This is a genomic window from Tamilnaduibacter salinus (assembly GCF_003096655.1).
Taxonomy (GTDB): domain Bacteria; phylum Pseudomonadota; class Gammaproteobacteria; order Pseudomonadales; family Oleiphilaceae; genus Tamilnaduibacter; species Tamilnaduibacter salinus.
Map to the genome: position 1 here is coordinate 75,177 of NZ_QEKQ01000009.1, position 17,855 is coordinate 93,031.

Below are 17,855 nucleotides of genomic sequence, written 5' to 3' on the forward strand. Positions count from 1 at the left end.
ACCGCGAGGAGGCACTGTGGCCGAAGAGCTGGAAATCAAGCTGAGTGTTCAACCGACGTCTGAAACCGATGTGCTCGACTGGCTGTCGGGTGTTTCGGGCGCATCCGCCCGGGCCCAGTCACTGCGGAACACCTACTTTGACACCCCCGGCGCCGATCTCAATCGGCAACGCGCCGCGTTGCGGCTCCGGCAAAAAGGGGAGCGCATCATCCAGACTCTCAAAACCCAGGGGGAGTTTGTGGACGGTGCGCATCGTCGGCAGGAGTGGGAGTGGGATCTGGACGCCCATGAACTGTCTCTGGGTCGTCTGACGGAGACGCCGCTCTCTTCGGGTGTGCCGCTCGACCAGCTTCGGGCTGTGTTTGAAACAAATTTCACCCGCTACACCGGTGTGTTGGCAACGTCCGGCTCGAGCGTCGAGTGCGTTCTGGATTCCGGTTGGATTGTTGCCGGCGATGTCGAGTGGCCTCTGCATGAGGTGGAGTTCGAGCATCAGTCCGGCGACAAGGCACAACTTCTGGAATGGGCGCGGCGTTTGGCAAAGGAGGTGCCAGTCATGCTGAACCTGATCAGTAAGGCGGAGCAGGGGTACTGGTTGGCTGGTCTGCACACACCGGCACCGCTCGACGATGTCGACCCGGTCACCCGATGGCTGTCGCTCCTGAGTGTGGCCTGGCTGACCCATGACATCCCGGAGGATCTGGCCGCCGCGACGGATGGGGTTCATGATCGTGCGGTTGAACGGGGCGTGGAGGCAAACTGGGAGTGGTTCCGCGAAGCGCTGGCGGATGGACGAGCTGTGCACGACCTGGCAGTGGATGGACGGCTGGGGCGGCTTCAGCTGGCGTTTCTTTGAGGTCGAGGCTTCAGAATGTCTCCGGGGCAATGTCGCCGGTGTTGCAAAACCAACGTAGCCGAATATTTAGAGGGTGTTGCAAAAGGCCATCTTTGAACATGTAGCCGATGTCTCCGACTTCGGAGTCGCCCGTCAGGGCGACCGGTTCCGGCTCTCGAAGGAGGTGCCTGGGACCGGCTGGTAATCATTGCCTACGCTGCATTTGATGGTCGTCCCTGACGCCAAATGCGACCGCGACATCCCTGTCGCTCCTCCGGCAATGACCACCAGCCGATCCCGATCAGGCAACGGAGTTATCGCTGGGCAGTGCCTTTTGCAACACCCTCTTTATGTTCGGAGCGGCCGAAAGGCCGCCGAGTCCTGGCTCATAACATTTTGTTTTTGGGAGCCTTACGGCTCCTCCGAACATAGATGTTCGGCTACATTATCCGACGTGGGCCCCGTCCCATCCCTTTCAGGTATTTGGCCATGCTGTAAGGCAGGCCGCTATGGCGTTTCGGATTCCCGGGCTTTCTCGCGATTGTGCCAGCGGTCCAGAAAATCCCGATAGCGATTGAGCGCCTCTTCGATTTCGGACGTTGGTGGCGTGTCCTTTGAACGCACAAGCACGATCAGTCCGGTGCCATCCACATCGTCGGTGGAGTTCGGGTGGCAGACGACCTGTCCGTCCCGGTCGATGTAGGCGAGGGCGGTGCCGATGCCATGACGGATCAGGGCACTGACAATGTCGGCCCATTGCAGATCCGCGATGCGCAGGTCGTAGCGGTGCGGGTGGTCGTGTTCGTAATCGAACAGGTCTTCCAGGACTTTTTCCGTGCCCGGTGAGCTGACCGCCCGCACCATGATTTCCGGGTAGGTTCGGACCGGCCGGATGACGGTGCGAACGCCCAGCCCGGTGAAGCGGCGGCGGTTTTCGTCGCGGACGCACTCCACCGTGACCCGGTTTGCCAGATTCATTTCGGACAGGCGATGGACGATGTCGAAGGTCAGGCTGTCCGATTCCGGGTCGGTCTCATCCGGTGCGATCACGATGATGTGGCGGGCTTGCGTGATATTGACGTTGCGGAGCGCGTTGGCGTCACTGCCGTGACCGGTGAAGTGAACCAGCCCGGCATCCCGGAGTTCGGCAGGGATGCCGTCGGGATAATGGTTGGTGAGCAACTGGATGGGCGCTTGCTCATACCCGGGGACGGCACGGATCTGATCGGCCAGCCGCTTGAAATACTGGTCGCCACAGCGAAGGGGCGTGTTGATAATGACGATGTGGTTTTTCATGCGGTACCTCCAGCGGCCCATGATCATTCGCTCGCGACGATAGAACCGGTATTCAATGTAGTCGCTGACAATCAGTGTCAGTATGGTAATGGAGCCAATGTACATCACGCTCATGGTCAGTATGCGACCGAGCGTGGTCGCCGGTGCCAGGTCGCCGTAGCCGACCGTTAACAGCGTTGTCATGGTGAGCCAGAACGCCTCAAACAGCGTCAGGTGTTCAAGGAAGCTCAGGGCGATCGTCTGGAGAGCGAGTAGCGCTGCCAGAATGAGCAGCAGTCGCCGGAGACGGGAGCGGATCAGGCCGGACATTGGCAGATGGCTGGCACCGGGGCTGGCTTCGACAGGTCGGGGGTCACGCCTGAGCATCAAGGGTTTCCATGAGAGCGACGGATCAACAGACAATACCTTGCCAGAGTAGATCAAAGAAACAGGGGCGTGCAGATGGCGGATGAAACGAGCTTGCCGGCCACATTGGCCGCGGAGCGATCAGCGATAGAGCAGTGGCAATCAGAACATTCGCATTGGCTCGCACCGGACCATGGATTGTCACCGGATGACGCCATCCGCGCCATGACACTCAGCCCGTTCGTGGCTGAAACCGTGCAACGCGAGCCGGACGCGGTGTCCGGATGGTTGTTCGACCGGGCGCTGGATGAGCCCGTCACACCGGATTGGCTCCGCGATCGGCTCGGTGAGTATATGGCAACCGTTGCCGACGAGGCGACGCTGCATCGGGCGTTACGCCGTTTCCGCCGGGAAGTCATGTTTCGCGTGATTGCCCGGGATGTGCTGCGTTGGTCCGCTCTGGATGAAACCATGGCGGCGGTGACAACGCTCGCGGACGAGGCGATTGATGCCGCCCTGTCGTGGTTGCACGATCAGGCCTGTGAGCAGTGGGGCACGCCCTGGGGCGTCGACCCGGTCACGGGGGAGGAGTCGCCCCAGCATCTGGTGGTGCTGGGCATGGGCAAGCTTGGGGGCTGTGAGCTCAACGTCTCCTCCGATATTGATCTGATCTTTGCCTTTCCCGCCAAGGGCGAGACGCGTGGTGGCGCGCGAGCCCTGGACAATCAGCAGTTCTTCGCCAGGCTCGGGCAGCGCCTGATCCAGGCCCTGGATCAGATGACGGCGGATGGCTTTGTGTTCCGTGTGGACATGCGGTTGCGACCGTACGGGCAAAGTGGCGCCCTGGCACTGAGTTTTCCAGCCATGGAGTCCTACTATCAGGATCAGGGCCGGGAGTGGGAGCGGTACGCCATGGTCAAGGCCCGTGTCGTCGCCGGCGACCGGCGCGCGGGCGAGCGGCTCATGGAAAGCCTGCGTCCGTTCGTGTATCGCAAGTACATCGACTTCAGCGCGTTCGAATCCTTGCGGGCGATGAAGGGGATGATCAGCCGGCAGGTTCGCCGCAAAGGTCTGCAGAGCAATATCAAGCTCGGCAGTGGCGGTATTCGGGAGATCGAGTTCGTCGTGCAGGCTTTCCAGTTGATCCGTGGTGGTCGGGATCGCGCGCTTCAGCAGCGTCATCTGCTGGATGTGCTGCCAGCGCTGGTTGAGCTGGAATTGCTTCCGGACGATGTGACGCGCGAGCTGGAGGCGGCCTACCGGTTTCTGCGAACGCTTGAGCATGCCCTGCAGGGACTGTCGGACCGGCAGACCCAGGAACTGCCTGAGGACGATGTCTCCCAGGCGCGGGTGGCGCTTATGATGGGGTGTCAGGACTGGGAGTCGTGCCTGTCGGCCCTGGCGTTCCATCGTGATCGCGTCGCACATCATTTTGCCAACATTATTGCCTCGGAAGACGACGATTCGCAGCAGGGCGACGAGATGGACGAGCACTGGCAGTCCATCTGGCTGGGCGAAATGGACGAGGCGAGTGCCTGTGAGTGGCTGAGCGCACAGGGTTACGAGAATGCCCGGGACAGCTACGAACGTTTGAGCCAGCTTCGCCAGAGTCGACCGGTTCAGACCATGCAGTCGGAGGGGCAGCGCCGCCTGTACCGTTTCATGCCGGTGTTGCTGGATGCCCTGTCCCGGGTGGATGCGCCGTCGCGCACGCTGGAGCGGGTGCTGGAGCTGGTGGAATCGGTACTGCGCCGGACGGCCTATCTGTTGTTGCTTCTGGAAAACCCCGGTGCGCTTCGTCAGTTGGTCTGGCTCTGTGGTGAGAGCCCCTGGATCGCGCGGCAACTCGCTGAAACGCCGCTCTTGCTGGACGAGCTGCTCAACGCCGAGAGTCTCTACCACCCACCGACCCGCGATGAGCTGCAGGACGATCTGCGTCAGCAGTTGTTGCGGGTGCCGCTTGAAGACCTCGAAGAGCAGATGGAGGTGCTGCGTCACTTCAAGAAAGCGCACGTCTTGCGGGTCGCCGCCTCGGAGCTCAGTGGCACACTGCCGCTGATGAAAGTGAGCGATTATCTGACGTGGATTGCTGAAGTGGCGCTGGATCATGTGGTGGAAGTGGCCTTTTCCAATCTGGTCAGCCGCCATGGTTATCCGCGCCGGGATGACGGCAGCGCCTGCGATACGGATTTTGCCATCGTCGGGTATGGCAAGCTGGGGGGCATCGAGTTGGGCTACACCTCGGACCTGGATCTGGTGTTTCTCCACAATGCGGACCCGCAGCTGAGTACCGACGGTGACCGCCCCATCGACAATGCGGTGTTCTATACCCGGCTGGGGCAGCGCATCGTTCATATTCTCAGTACCCAGACGCCGTCAGGGCAGCTGTACGAGGTGGATCTTCGCCTTCGTCCGTCGGGCAATTCTGGGTTGCTCGTCAGTCAGGTCCAGGCGTTCGAAAAGTATCAGAATGAGGATGCCTGGACCTGGGAGCACCAGGCATTGGCACGGGCCCGGGGTGTCGCGGGCTGTCGTGACACATTGGCGGCGTTCGAGGGCATCCGGCGCCGTGTCCTCTGCCAGCAGCGGGACCGGGATGCATTGCGCGATGCCGTGGTGAAGATGCGTGAGCGCATGCGGGATAACCTCGGATCGGCCGGGGATGCACAGGCGCAGGCCAGTGAATTCCACATCAAGCAGGACCGTGGCGGCATCATTGATGTGGAGTTTATGGCCCAGTACCTCATGCTGGCGTGGTGCTCGGATTACCCGGCGTTGACACGGTATTCGGACAATATCCGTCAGCTGGAGGCGTTGGGGGAGGTGGGCGTGCTCACTCCGGACGATGCCCAGCGCCTGAGGGAGGTGTTCATTACGCTGCGCTCGACGATCCACCGTCAGGCGCTCCAGAATCGCAGCAGCCGGGTGGCTCCGGATGCCTTTCCGGACGAGCGGGCGATCATCTGGTCATACTGGGAGCGGATCATGCTGGCAGATCGGTCGTGATGCGCCTCGCAAACACGCTGGCGCCTTTTCGGGGGCTCGGTGTTTCCTGCTAGAATGGCGCTTTTATCGGCTTTATTTCGGGAGCAATAACATGTCGATGGCGGATCGCGACGGCCTTATCTGGCTGGATGGAGAAATGGTGCCCTGGCGCGATGCCAATGTGCACGTGCTGACCCACACCCTGCACTACGGTATGGGGTGCTTCGAGGGTGTCCGGGCCTACCAGACGGACCAGGGGCCGGCGATTTTCCGTCTTCAGGAACACACGGACCGCCTGTTCCGGTCCGCCCACATCCTGAACATGACGCTGCCGTTCACCAAAGAGCAGGTGAACGAGGCACAGCGGGTGGCCATCCGTGAAAATGGCCTGGATGAAGCGTACGTCCGGCCGATGGCATTTCTCGGCTCCGAGGGAATGGGGCTGCGCGCCGACAACCTGCGCGTCCACCTGATGGTGGCGGCGTGGAGCTGGCCGTCCTACATGTCGCCGGAAGCCCGCGAGTTGGGCATCAAGGTGCGCACATCGTCCTACACGCGCCACCACGTGAACATCACCATGTGTAAGGCGAAGGCGAATGGCAACTACATCAACTCCATGCTGGCGCTGAACGAGGCCATTTCCAGCGGTTGTGAGGAAGCGCTGCTGCTGGACAATGAAGGGTATGTGGCCGAGGGGTCGGGCGAGAACATCTTCATCATGCGCAACGGCGTACTGCACACGCCGGAGCTGACCTCCTGCCTCGAAGGCATCACCCGGCAAACGATCCTTGATTTCTGCGCTGAGCTCGACATCCCCGTGCGCGAGCGCCGCATCACGCGCGATGAAGTCTACATTGCCGATGAGGCCTTCTTTACCGGTACGGCCGCGGAGGTGCTGCCGATCCGGGAACTGGATGGCCGAGTGATCGGTGAGGGGCACCGTGGCCCGATCACCGAGAAGCTGCAATCCATGTACTTTGATGCGGTGTCTGGCAAGCGCCCGGCCAATGCCGAGTGGCTGACACTGGTGAATGACCGCTAGCAACCGGAGTAATCGGCCCTCGCCTGTGTCGGCGGGCGAGGGCCTTTTCTGACGATGGCCGAATCGTTTTTTCGCATCGCCCGCCCGCCCCACCATGGTCTGGTGCGCAATTCACTGCGTGCCTGGTTCTGTTTTGACTGGTTCCGCCCGCCCTACTGGGGGGATCAGGCGCGGGAAGTGGATGACGGTGGGCGTGGTGCGGCCTGGTTCATCGAGTCCGAGTATGGCCACTGGGTGCTGCGTCACTTTCGCCGCGGCGGGCTGCCGGGGCGAGTGGTTCGCAGCCTGTATCTCTACCTCGGTCATGCCAGGGTGCGCTCCGTTCAGGAGCTGCGGCTGCTGCGTGATCTGCGAAGCCGGGGGCTTCCTGTTCCCGAACCCATCGCCGCGGGCTATACGCGTACCTTCGGCCTGTTCTGCCGGGCTGCCATCATTGTCGGTCGGATTCGGGGCAGCGTGCCATTAGCCAGTTACTGGCGAGATGAAGACGCTCCGGTCTGGTATCGGGCCGGCCGGTGTGTGCGTCGTTTCCACGATCATGGGGTCTATCACGCCGACCTGAACTGTTCGAACATTCTGGTGACCGACCAGTCCATCCATCTGATCGATTTCGATCGATGCTCCCTGTGCCCGGACAGCGGCCCCGAAGCGGGCTGGAAGCGCTCAAACCTGCGTCGTCTCGAGCGCTCGTTCGGCAAGATGCTGGCCAATGTGGATGCTGCCTCGCGTGAGCGGCTCTGGGCCCGCTTCATCGCGGGGTATCACGGCGAATAGCCCCGCTCCCGGGATCAGATCGGGGGACGATAGAACGCGGGGGCGCCCTCCGGTTGGCGACGAAAGCGCTTGTATTCCCACTGGTACTGCTCCGGAACCTCCCGGACGCTGTCTTCCACCGCCTGGTTGAGGGCCGTGAGTGATTCACGCATGTCGGCCGCGTAAATACGGTCGCTTACGGGGCGGATGACGAGCCGGAATCCGCGGGCGTTCGGGAGGCGCTCGGCATAGGTCAGCAGAACCGTTGGGCGGGTTTTCTGCGCCAGTTTTGAGGCCAGGGTCATGGTCAGGGTTTCGATACCGAAAAAGGGCGCGAAATCCCCGCCGCTTCGGCGAGGCGTCTGATCGGGCAGAATGCCCACCACGCCCCCATTCTTGAGGATCTGGAACAGTCGCATGATGCCGCGTCGGTCGGTCGCTACCAGCTCTGAGCCACTGCGACTTCGAACCTGGCGGATGTAGGCTTCCATGCCAGGCTGATTGGGCGGACTGTAAAGGGCGGCCATCTGATAACGGGACGCAAAGTAAAGTCCCGCCAGTTCCCAGTTGCCGAGGTGGGGGGCCAGCAGCAGGAGCCCCTGGCCCTGATCGCGGTGTGCGTTCAGCCAGTGCTCGCCATCCACTTCCCGGATCAGATTCAGGCAACGCGTGACCGGCCACTCCCACATCAGCGGAATTTCCAGCCCGGTGGCACCGGTCTCTGCCAAGCTGTGGCGGGCCAGGGCGTCGATCGTGGCCTGATCGGCGTTTGGGTAGCAGCCGCGCAGGTTCTGAAGGGTGACTTCGCGCTCCCGGGGCGTTGCCCACCAGCCGAGGCGCCCCAGAAGGCGGCCCAACCCCTGGGCCAGCCGAAGGTTCAGCAGGCCACAGGCTTTCAGTAACCATTGGGTGAGTCGTGCTTTCACCGTCTCCACTCCGGTTGGTTTCCCATCTCTCGGGTTCCAGGGGCGGCTGGGTTGCGTGAGCCGGGGTTCAGTCAGTCAGAAACGCAAAGCTATCACCGGCGGGCGATGCCCTCAAGGCGCGGACGGCCGCCCTGACGCCGGCCGTCCGCTGTTTCGCAAAGCCTGTCGTGCTAGAATTCCGGCCACTTTTTGATTCAACTCGTGATCCGCCACCAAACACGCCGGAGCTGTTACCGGAATGTCGCGATTGTTACTCTGGTTTTTTCGTCTGGCCGCCAAAGGCTGGGTGCCGCCCACCTGGTTTGAGCCCAATCTGCCACCGAAAGCCCAGCGGACGGCTCGAACCGGCCGGTTGACGGTCGAGGTCGTCAGTCACTGCTGGAACTATTCCCACTTTCTCGCCTACCAGCTCAGCTCCCTGGTTCATTTCCCGCCACAGTCGGTCAATGTGGTCATGACGGTCTTTTACTGCCCGGAAGATGAGCAGACCCGGGCGCTGCTGGATTTTTTTGAGACTCAGGCGGTGCCCGGGGTCACCTGGAACTGGTGGCCGCTGTCGCGTCAGGAGCTTTTTCGCCGGGGCATTGGTCGTAACCGCGCGGCACTGGCGACCCAGGCCGACTGGATGTGGTTTACCGACTGTGACCTGATGTTCCGTGATGATTGCCTTGATCAGCTCGGTGAGGCCCTGCAGGGCCGTCGAGATGCACTGCTGTTTCCGCGTGAAGAGCGCGTCACGGAGTTGCTGGCAGAAGACAACCCCATGCTCAGCGCCGGCGCTGGCGAGCCCCGGGTGCTGGATATCGACACCAGCGTGTTCACGTCGAAGTTTCCCTCGCGGGCGACCGGTCCGCTTCAGATCGCGCACGGTGATGTCTGTCGCGCGGTGGGCTATTGCCGGAACATCTCGCTTTACCAGCAGCCGGTTGACTCCTTCGCCAAATGTCACGAGGATCGCGCGTTCCGCTGGCTGCTGCAGAGCCAGGGCGAACCGATTGACGTCCCGGGGGTCTACCGGATTCGCCATGTGGCCAAGGGGCGGTACAGTGGGAGCGAGGCGAATACCCGCCTTCGGACTCTGGTGCGTCGATTCCAGGAATGGAGGAATCGCTGAATGCCGTCCACAGACCGTTACTGCATTGTGACGCCGACCTGGTCGGGCGACCTTGATCATTTCCGGTTGCTGCGCCGGTCGCTGGCGCGTTCCCGGTTTGCCGAAACGCCCCATTATGTTGTCGTGCAAACCGAGGATCGTGAAGCGTTTGAGGAATTCAACCAACCACCCGTCCGGCTTCGCACCACGGCCGAGGTATTGCCGGCCAGTGTCGAGCGCCGACGGCGACGGGCGACGGCCCTCAGCAAGCGATTCGGGCGTCACTGGACGCGCATCTGTGGCAGTCTCAACCGGGTCTGGGGGTGGCCGCGATGGCCTGCCTACACGGGCTGGCACACACAGCAGATCTGCAAGCTGATGGTGGCAAAGACGGCCGATGTGGACCGCGTTATCGTGCTGGATTCGGATGTGATCGTGACGCCCCATGCGACACCGGCGGACTTCGATGGCGAGGGCCGTTACCGGTGTTTTGCCACCTGGGAAGCGACTGACTCGCTGGGCTCGAAAGTCAGCAACTGGGTCCAGCAGTCGGAAAAGCTGATTGGCCAGGCCGCCGTCATCGATGGCCAGGCCAACACCTACTTTGACACACCGTTCATCCTGGAAACCCCGGTGGTTCGGGCAATGATCGAGTGGCTGGAGTCCACCTACGGTCGGCCCTGGTGGGCGCGTCTGCTGGCGCAGCCGCCCAGGCGCTGGTCCGAGTTCGGCACCTATAAGGCGTTTCTCGCGACCCATTACGACGCTGCACAGGTCGATTGGTGCTCACCGGAGGTGTGCCGTTATCTCTATGATGCCAGCGATGTGGCGGCCCTGATCGGCGAGGTTCGTCAGATGCTCGGCGATGAGTCGGTGCACTATCTGACCATCCATTCGCAGAGTAATGGTCGGGAAGACTGGGGTGCCTGGCAGTTCGCCGATCAGCTGGCCGATGTCATTGGGGAGTCGCGATGACCGACATGGCTGCGGCCCCGGCGGAGTCGTCCGTTCTTCGCAGAACGCGCCGGTCGATGCCAGCACTGTTCCTGCTCTGGCTGGTCACAACAGTGGTGGGCCCCTGGGACGACGCGTACAGGCTGGTCTTTCACGCACTTCTTATCCCGGCGACGCTGGTCCTCCTCTACTACGGCATTCCCGATTCGATGAAGCGCGACCCGCTTCTGAGACTGACCGGGGCGTTTTTCGCTTATGTGGCCGTCAGTTCGTTTGTTGTCGGACCCAACCCGATTTCCAGTGATCTCAAGATCCTGAGATGGGCGCTGGAAGCGTTCGTTTGTGCCGCTGTTCTCTGGCTCTTTCTTTCCTGCGCCGTGAGGGCCCCGCTGCGATGGGGGCGTTTCATGCTGGGCGTGGCACTGCTGGGCGCGGTCGCGGCTCTGACGATGTGGAGCCGTGGGCGTCTGGAGGGGCTTGGTGCACTACAGCATCCCATTCAGGGGTCTTCCATCCTGCTGGCATACCTGGCCGTCGGGAACTTTCTACTGATTCAGGGGCTTTCACGGTGGCGATGGCAGGAGTTTGGTCTGGTGTTTCTGGCCTGTCTGGGCGTGGCCTGCTTTATTTTTTTCGGGAAGAGCCGGGGGCCGATTCTGGCGTTCGCCGTCTATGTCGCGGTGTTGCTGCCGCTGAGTTTCGGGCGTATTAACCTCCGTATGGGTGCCAGCATCTTCCTGCTCGTTTTTGCTGCCAGCCTCGCGATTATCGAGTGGCAGTTTGGCTTGAGCGCCTTTGTGGACGGCCTGATTGACCGTGGCGACTCAAAGCGACTTACAATTTGGACGGGGTATTTGCTTTACCCGCCGGATTCGCTCTTGCTGGGCCATGGGGGAGGCGTTGCCGTAGAGAACACGAATCCGGCAAATCAGTTCTGGGAGCCGAACAATCTCTATGTGCCTGCTCACGCGCACAATCTCTGGATTGGCACCTATGCCGAGAACGGGCTCATTGGGGTGGGCTTTCTGGCGGCTATTTTCGGGATGCTGATCCGGACATGTTGGGTGCATTCCCGGACCCGGGCCGAGAGGCGGGGGCTGCTTGGGCTCCTTGCCCTGGTCCTGATGCTGACCCTGACCGATGAGCACACACTGGTTCTCTCCCTGAAGCCGATCTGGCTGTTTGCCTGGCTCCCCATGATTCTGGTCTGGTTGTGGCTCAGGCGCGATGGCGAAGATCAATCCAGTGATCAGAGCACTTTGTGGAGGGAGAGGGTATGAATCAACGCGTTGTTGATCCCGTGTTCTGCGTGTTTTCCTTCAATCGTCCCCGTTTTCTGGAAAACTGCGTTGCGTCCATCGAGCAATGCGTTCCCGGAGTCCGCATTATCGTGTTTGATGATGACAGTGACGATCCCGACACGGTGGCCCTCCTCAAACGCCTCGGCCAGACCCACGAAATCGTCTCTCCGCAGGCCAGGGGCGACCACAAACACGGTGGCCTTTACTGGAATATGCAGGCGGCGTTTGAGCGCCTGAGCGATGAGGCACTGATCTGTTTCCTGCAGGACGATTGCCAGGTCGTGCGTCCGCTTCAGCCCGGAGAGCTGGATCAGGTGTCCCGCCTGTTTGCGGACAATCCTGAGCTGGCGTTTGTGCATCCATGCTTTATTCGCGGCATTGATCAGGGCAAGGTTCCGGTTCACGACGCGACCAGTGCCGACGGCCTGACCTATTTCCGCGAGGATTGGGGACAGAGTGCCGGCGTACACTACTCCGACCTGTTTATCACCTCTCCAGGGCGTCTGAAAGCCAATGACTGGCGCTTCCATCCATCGGAGCCTGCCAATGATCGTCAGGCGCGTGAGAAATTCGGTCGAATGGCGTACATGCGCTCGCCATTTGCGATGTGGTTGCCGGAAGTGCCTGCCTATCGGGGCAAGGTGAAGACGCTTGCCCTCAAACTGGCGGAGCGGAAAAAGCAGTGCGGTTTTTACCCGTTCCGGATCTGGTCCGCGGAGGAAACCGACCGCTTCCTGGCCCGGCCCGCCGATTCCGCCGCGCCCATTGCGGAAGATTTTCTCGATTGTGGGGAGCGGACGCCCCCCAGACCCTGGACCTACAATCCATTGACCGGGTTGCGCTTTCTGAAACAGCTGAACAATGTGGAGCAGTTCTTCCGGCGGTAGGTGACTTACCGACGCCGGGACTTCAGGCCTTCTGCGCGAGGCCCAGCTTGCTGAGCAGTTGGCGAACCTTCCGGTCGATTTTTGCGATCCGGCGAAGCCAGCGGGGACGGCGTAGCGGGTCGAAGATCCACGGTTTTTTCAGTGTTTTCCCATCAATGCTGAGGTGGTTCTCGGCAATAGCCAGCTCCGGGCCGGGTCGGCTTTTCAGCCGGGCCACGGCCGCCTCGTCCATGATTTTGTAGGGATAGAGCCCGGACTGGTTGATGCGTTCCCCCAGCTGGAACAGGAACGATTTGTCCTTGAATCGGTACACCGGAGCATTCGGCAGCCACATCGCGAAAGGTGCATACAAGTAGCCCATCTTGTCGAAGTGGGCTTTCGCCTGCTGCTCATTCTCATACTCGTCTGGCTTGAAGCGCCAGCCGACCGCTCTCAGCCGGTCACTTCGAGAGACCGAGATATCCGAGTAGTATACGCCGGCCTGAGCCTTGTGGCTGTGATGCTCGCAGAAATAGACCTGCCGATCAGGCTGGTAGATGAAGCGGTTGAGAACCCGTTTGCGGGTGATGCCAAAACGGAACACCGGGGCGAGGAAGCCGACGTTGGGGAACCGGTCGAAGTAATGCGACAGATCGTCCAGCTCTGACGCTGACAGCGGTCTGACCAACTGGGTGTCGTCCTGCAGGAACACGATGAGCTCGTCGTCCGATGTCATATCGAACGCGCGCTGCATGTTGGCATACAGGCCGCCGTGCTGACCTTCCTCCTTGGGCACCTTCGGGTAGTAGACCTCGTGACGCTCCGCGATGTCGGCAAGCACGTCCTGCGTCTCCGGGTCAGTGCTGTCGTCATCGAATACCACCAGTCGCTGGCCGGGAGCGCATGTTTCAATCGAACGGATGCAGTTCCGGAGGTGGGGGCCTCGATTAAACGAGAAAACGAAAAAGATCATGCGGCCAAAACCTGTGTCGCGCCAAGTCGAATGGGTGTCTCTAGAGCTCTTTCCTGACAGACCACTTCACTAAAAACCCCAGGTTGTGCAGCATCCGCGGCAGACGGATGACCCAGTTGTACACTCGCCATCGCCAGCGCATCAGCCCCTGACGTGCCTCTGCGGTATCGATTCCCTTGTCGATGGCCGAATCGAATGCCGCGTTGTTGGTCAGGCAGGGAGGCAGGGTACCAAAACATTCGACCTTGTTCGCCCAGAACTGATCCATCTCAATATCCAGGGGCTCGGCCCAGGATTGGGCGTGCTCCAGAAACTTCCGGGCGCCGTCCGGTGTCAGGTAATACCCCGTCGCACTCTTATGCCCCCTCGTGAACTTCGCGATCGTCAGGTCGGGGCGGGAGAACACGGGCATGTTCTGCGTTTTCCGGGACTTGTTGCTGAACAGCCGAACACACTCGAGCTGGCGGGGGAGTTCCGGGATGTGCTCAAGAAAAGCCAGGAAGGCGTCCGTGTGCAGCAGGGCATCATCCTCAAGCACAATCTTGGGCTGACCGTCATTCACACATTGCTGCCAGGCCAGGTAATGACTGGCGTAACATCCGAGGTGCCCCGCACTCAGCGGGATTTCCCCGATCAACGATGCCTTACTGGCATTGTATTTCGAGAAAAGCGGGTGCGACTGCTGGCCGTCGACTGCGTCGAGGAATGTGAATGGCAGGCCCAGGTCATCAAATTGTTCCTGAATGGCGGCTCTGCGATCTGTTGCCCGACCCAGGCTGATGACAAGAATTTCAAGAGAGATCGGACGTTCACGACCAACCGTAATGCGTCCATGGTCGGTCGTCATATTGCGCCTCTGGGAGGCAGTGCTGGAATGGGAGGCAGAGAATGCCGTAGGAGACTTTGGTGTTGGTGACATGCGAAGCCTGTCTTTAAATCGTTTTCAGGTTTGTCGGCTTTCCGACAATATCGGACAGACCATCATTGGCGGACAGACCGAAGTGCCTGAGCATCTTGTGAATTTCCGTCAGCGAATTGAGATCGTCAATGGTGATTTCATAATAGCTGGCCCGGGGAAAGCGTTCCCGAAACTGGGACGCTTTGGCATGGGTTTCATCGACATACCATCGCAGGGCTTCCAACTCGTATTGTGTGACCCAGGCTGGATCTTGGAGAGGCGACCCTGAAACGTGTTTCGTGATGGAGCGAAGCAGGCTGAACAAGTCTTTTGTCAGCTTGGCAAACCAGTAGGTTAGCTTCGGCGGCAATCCTCCCTTACTGGGAGGGGGAACAATGGATTGGGTCGCGTCGGGAGTGATAAGCCAGTTGCGTCCGAAAGACCGTAAAGGAGAGCATCCGACTCGCCAGTAACTCTTCGCAATGGCATTCGGGTCACGCTTCAGGATGATGACCCCAAGCTCATCTTCGGGGAGATGCCGAGGCATAAACCATCCGAAGCCCTTAATGAAGCAGTGGTTGGACTCGAAATAAACGGTCTCTTCCCGGGAGTGGTCCCTGACGAACTGCGCTTTGGCGCTGGAAACCTTTTCCATTGGGCGTTCATTGCCCGAAAGGAAAGAGCGCATGGCGTGCCCCCGACCCACCGGAACGGGCTCGTGAAAAGATTGGCAGTTGTGAACATGGTCGAAGATTCTGTGAAGGTATTCGGACCCTGACCGCCCTGTGTTGATCGAGAATATATACTTGGCCAATGTTCGCTCCGGACCTACTTCAAATCGGCTGGCTGCCGCGATCGTTCCTCTCTAATGACTTGAGCCTGTAATTGGCTCAAGCCATTGTTCGTCTGGCTCTGCCCCGACCGCTCCATGGCCAGTCGATGTTCTTTATTGGCTTTTACCGTGGCAGGGTCCACGTATCCTCGCTTATGATCCAGATGAATCACGATCGCGTTATAGCGAACGTGTTTCGGTTTGACGCCGTGGTTGATCAGTCGGACCCCGAATTCGCGGTCCTCCCCCCCGTAAGCCATGGTCTCATCGAATCCGTTGACTGCCTTGATGTCGCTCATCCAGGCCGACCCGTTGGATCCCTTGAAGTTGCAGGCCGTCGGCGTCAGCCGGTTAAACCACTTTGCCTGGGTGGCAGAGGCCGTCAGTTTGCTGTTCTTGTAGCTGCTTTTCAGGCCATGGGCTTTGAGCCAGTCCAGTTTAAAACAGCGGCCAGAGAGAATGTCATCCCGGGTGATGGCCTCGCTGGTGGCCATGGGCAGCTTGTGATACCCGCCGGAGAGGTAACGCCCCGGCTCCGCCTCCCGGGCGTGAACTGCCAGGAAATCCCGCCTTGGAATGCAGTCCCCATCCGTGAACACGACGTAGTCGTATCGGGCCTGTAGAATGGCCTTGTTGAGAATCCGGCACTTCTGGAAGCCGTCGTCTTCCTGCCAGACATGGCGAAGGTCCAGGCCCGTTTCGTTCCGCATCCGGTCGATCAGCGCCCGTGTCTCGTCCGTTGACCCATCGTCGGCAACGATCAGCTCAAAGTCACGGTGGTCCTGAACACTGTATCCCCACAATACATTTTCCAGCCAGCGCGGCGAGTTATAGGTGGTGACGATGACGGACAGATGCATGGCTGAGCTTCGTTACTCCGCGTCTGGCTGCTTGTAGAAACGGGACATTTCCCGGAGGACTTCCTGCATGGTGTCGCCAGGAATGGACTTGCCGCTGGCCGGTTTCAGTGTCTCGGTATCCAGCAGCTCCACCGTGCCGGAAGCGTGCTTGACCAGGTGGTATCCCGGCATCAGCAGCGCATAGTCCATATAGCTGTGTGACATATTCCAACCCAGTCGGCCTTCATTGAACAGGCCGTAGTCGGACGTGAAGCGCCGCGGGGGGGTTGCCTCACAGCCCAGCCCGTGGCGAACCAGCGCGGGGGCCACGTCGAAGTGCTGGGTCCGGTGATTGTACGTCCGGGGCGCCATGCCGGGCCAGTGTATCACCATTGGCACATGCAACTGGTAGTCACCAAAATTACTGCCATGGCCCCAGTAGTTCATGTCGTGTTCGTTGAACTCCTGCCCGTGGTCGGCCGTGACCATAACGATGGTGTCATCCATCAGGTCCCGCTCCCGGAGGTCGTCCAGGACTTTCCGGATCTTGCCGTCCACATAGTGGGTGGCCGTTTTGTAGGCATTCTTGAACGGTTCCGGGTCGAAGTCGTAATCGAGGGCGAACCGGTTGACGTTCCAGTAGGGCTTGAACCGGGGGTAGTCTTCGGGCACTTCGTAGGAGTGCGTCGTGTCGTAGAAAAGGAATCCAAAGAACGGGTCCTGATCGCCCCGTGCCTCTCGACTTGCGGTAAAGTCCAGCCAGTCCTGCGTGATCCGCACGTCCCGTTGCCAGGGTTCCTTGCCCGGCGTTTCCAGTCGCAGATTCTCGATGGAGGAGAACACATTCCTCTCGAAGGCCGGACTGACCAGGGTGGCCGAGCCGAGCACCTTGGTGTCGTAACCCAGCGACTGCATCCGCTCAATCATTACCGGTGGTTGTTGTGCGGCCGTAAAGGCGTCCCAGTAACTGGCCGGAATCCCGTAGAACAGCGTGAACAGGCCCGGTTTGGTCGCGTTGCCGTTGCTGTAGTGGCGCTTGAAGACCTGGGACGTGTTCGCCAGCTCGGACACGGCCGGCATGGTTGTCTCGGTCAGCATGTCCCACCGGACCGCGTCCATGACAATGACCAGAACGTTCTTCGGGTCCGCGGGCGGGGAGCAGTCCAGCGGTTCGACCGGATAGTTCAGCTGCCCCTGATTGCGGGCGCTGGCCAGGCTTTGGGGTGTCTGGTTCTCGCGGACGGTCTGAGGGTCCACCAGCCCCTGCGCTTTCATGAAGCGCTTGGCGGTCGTGGCGTAGTACAACGGAATATGGCGGGTCACCGACGTGATCCGCGAATCATAGTTGGCATCCGCCCAGGCATGCCAGCCGTGTGCCGTCAGCTGCGTCGCGAACAGCAGTGCGAACGCGCCACCCAGCCAGCGGCCTCCCGGGCGGTACCGCAGCAACAGGCTGGCCAGTGCGATCTCGGCCAGGAGAATGGCCAGCACGCCCCCGCCGGCATACGCCTCGGTCGTTGCGGACAGGGTGAAGGCCTGGCCTCCGGCGCCCAGGGCCAGTTCCAGCACAAAGCCGGACAGGTGAAACCGGTACAGCGAATAGACCACGGTATCCAGCGCGAGAAGGCCGATCCCGGCGGTGGCAACACCAATGGCAATCAGGCGTGAGGCGCGGGCCGGCAGAACCAGTGCGACGATAAGCAGTGGCAGCCCGCACAGCCAGGCGATCACCGCAAACTGCCCAGGATAAAGGGCGGTGACATAGGCCGCTGTGGTCGCGTCCGGAATGTTGATCCACTGGAGATAGCGGATGCCGACCAGCAGGGCAATCAGGCCGTTGGCGAATGTGAACCAGGCGACCCAGTTCACGGTGTCGCGTTTTTGCTGAGAAATCAGTGTCGTCATCGTGATTCGGGA

The 17,855-nt window shown here is 60.6% G+C and carries 15 protein-coding genes; 8 read left to right on the forward strand and 7 right to left on the reverse strand.

Going from position 1 to position 17,855, the window contains the following annotated elements:
* Nucleotides 1–16 precede the first annotated feature (16 nt).
* Complete coding sequence (locus C8D92_RS13540) at nucleotides 17–856, forward strand: CYTH domain-containing protein (RefSeq protein ID WP_116919655.1); 840 nt, start codon at nucleotides 17–19, stop codon at nucleotides 854–856.
* Between the two features lie 486 nt (nucleotides 857–1,342).
* Here C8D92_RS13540 and C8D92_RS13545 read toward each other — a convergent pair whose 3' ends face one another.
* Complete coding sequence (locus tag C8D92_RS13545; RefSeq protein ID WP_116919656.1) at nucleotides 1,343–2,497, reverse strand: potassium channel family protein; 1,155 nt, start codon at nucleotides 2,495–2,497, stop codon at nucleotides 1,343–1,345.
* 75 nt (nucleotides 2,498–2,572) lie between these two features.
* Between C8D92_RS13545 and glnE the strand changes: the two genes are divergently transcribed.
* The 3 genes from glnE (at nucleotide 2,573) to C8D92_RS13560 (ending at nucleotide 7,277) form a co-directional block, all read left to right on the forward strand.
* Nucleotides 2,573–5,482, forward strand: a complete 2,910-nt coding sequence (gene glnE / locus C8D92_RS13550) for a bifunctional [glutamate--ammonia ligase]-adenylyl-L-tyrosine phosphorylase/[glutamate--ammonia-ligase] adenylyltransferase (RefSeq protein ID WP_116919657.1) — start codon at nucleotides 2,573–2,575, stop codon at nucleotides 5,480–5,482.
* Nucleotides 5,483–5,573: 91 nt separating this feature from the next.
* Nucleotides 5,574–6,503: a branched-chain amino acid transaminase gene (locus C8D92_RS13555; RefSeq protein WP_095611089.1), complete on the forward strand. Its 930-nt coding sequence runs from the start codon at nucleotides 5,574–5,576 to the stop codon at nucleotides 6,501–6,503.
* Between the two features lie 54 nt (nucleotides 6,504–6,557).
* The gene (locus tag C8D92_RS13560; RefSeq protein WP_095611088.1) at nucleotides 6,558–7,277 is read left to right on the forward strand and encodes a 3-deoxy-D-manno-octulosonic acid kinase; all 720 of its coding nucleotides are present in this window, start codon (nucleotides 6,558–6,560) and stop codon (nucleotides 7,275–7,277) included.
* A gap of 14 nt (nucleotides 7,278–7,291) precedes the next feature.
* Here the strand turns inward: C8D92_RS13560 and C8D92_RS13565 are convergent, their stop codons facing one another.
* Nucleotides 7,292–8,182, reverse strand: a complete 891-nt coding sequence (locus C8D92_RS13565) for a lysophospholipid acyltransferase family protein (protein WP_243402454.1) — start codon at nucleotides 8,180–8,182, stop codon at nucleotides 7,292–7,294.
* A gap of 238 nt (nucleotides 8,183–8,420) precedes the next feature.
* On the opposite strand from C8D92_RS13565, the gene C8D92_RS13570 reads away from it, so the two are divergent.
* From C8D92_RS13570 to C8D92_RS13585, 4 genes are read left to right on the forward strand one after another with little or no spacing between them, the layout of a single operon-like run.
* A complete protein-coding gene (locus C8D92_RS13570) occupies nucleotides 8,421–9,296 on the forward strand; it encodes a glycosyltransferase family A protein (protein ID WP_116919659.1) in 876 nt (291 codons plus the stop codon).
* Nucleotides 9,297–10,250 carry a DUF6492 family protein gene (locus C8D92_RS13575; protein ID WP_116919660.1) on the forward strand — a complete coding sequence of 318 codons (954 nt, stop codon included), beginning with the start codon at nucleotides 9,297–9,299 and terminating at the stop codon, nucleotides 10,248–10,250.
* The gene (locus tag C8D92_RS13580; RefSeq protein ID WP_116919661.1) at nucleotides 10,247–11,509 is read left to right on the forward strand and encodes an O-antigen ligase family protein; all 1,263 of its coding nucleotides are present in this window, start codon (nucleotides 10,247–10,249) and stop codon (nucleotides 11,507–11,509) included. Before C8D92_RS13575 ends, C8D92_RS13580 begins: the two co-directional genes overlap by 4 nt.
* Complete coding sequence (locus C8D92_RS13585; protein WP_116919662.1) at nucleotides 11,506–12,417, forward strand: glycosyltransferase; 912 nt, start codon at nucleotides 11,506–11,508, stop codon at nucleotides 12,415–12,417. Before C8D92_RS13580 ends, C8D92_RS13585 begins: the two co-directional genes overlap by 4 nt.
* A 22-nt stretch (nucleotides 12,418–12,439) precedes the next feature.
* On the opposite strand, the gene C8D92_RS13590 is transcribed toward C8D92_RS13585, so the two are convergent.
* The 5 genes from C8D92_RS13590 to C8D92_RS13610 form a co-directional block, all read right to left on the reverse strand.
* Complete coding sequence (locus tag C8D92_RS13590; protein ID WP_116919663.1) at nucleotides 12,440–13,369, reverse strand: glycosyltransferase family A protein; 930 nt, start codon at nucleotides 13,367–13,369, stop codon at nucleotides 12,440–12,442.
* A 40-nt stretch (nucleotides 13,370–13,409) separates the two neighbouring features.
* Nucleotides 13,410–14,216 (reverse strand): glycosyltransferase family 25 protein, encoded by an 807-nt coding sequence (locus C8D92_RS13595; protein ID WP_165819283.1) that lies wholly within the window; start codon nucleotides 14,214–14,216, stop codon nucleotides 13,410–13,412.
* Nucleotides 14,217–14,301: 85 nt separating this feature from the next.
* Nucleotides 14,302–14,922 carry a hypothetical protein gene (locus C8D92_RS13600; protein WP_116919665.1) on the reverse strand — a complete coding sequence of 207 codons (621 nt, stop codon included), beginning with the start codon at nucleotides 14,920–14,922 and terminating at the stop codon, nucleotides 14,302–14,304.
* A 173-nt stretch (nucleotides 14,923–15,095) separates the two neighbouring features.
* Nucleotides 15,096–15,959 (reverse strand): glycosyltransferase family 2 protein, encoded by an 864-nt coding sequence (locus C8D92_RS13605; protein ID WP_116919666.1) that lies wholly within the window; start codon nucleotides 15,957–15,959, stop codon nucleotides 15,096–15,098.
* Between the two features lie 12 nt (nucleotides 15,960–15,971).
* The gene (locus C8D92_RS13610; protein WP_116919667.1) at nucleotides 15,972–17,843 is read right to left on the reverse strand and encodes a DUF3413 domain-containing protein; all 1,872 of its coding nucleotides are present in this window, start codon (nucleotides 17,841–17,843) and stop codon (nucleotides 15,972–15,974) included.
* Nucleotides 17,844–17,855: the final 12 nt, after the last annotated feature.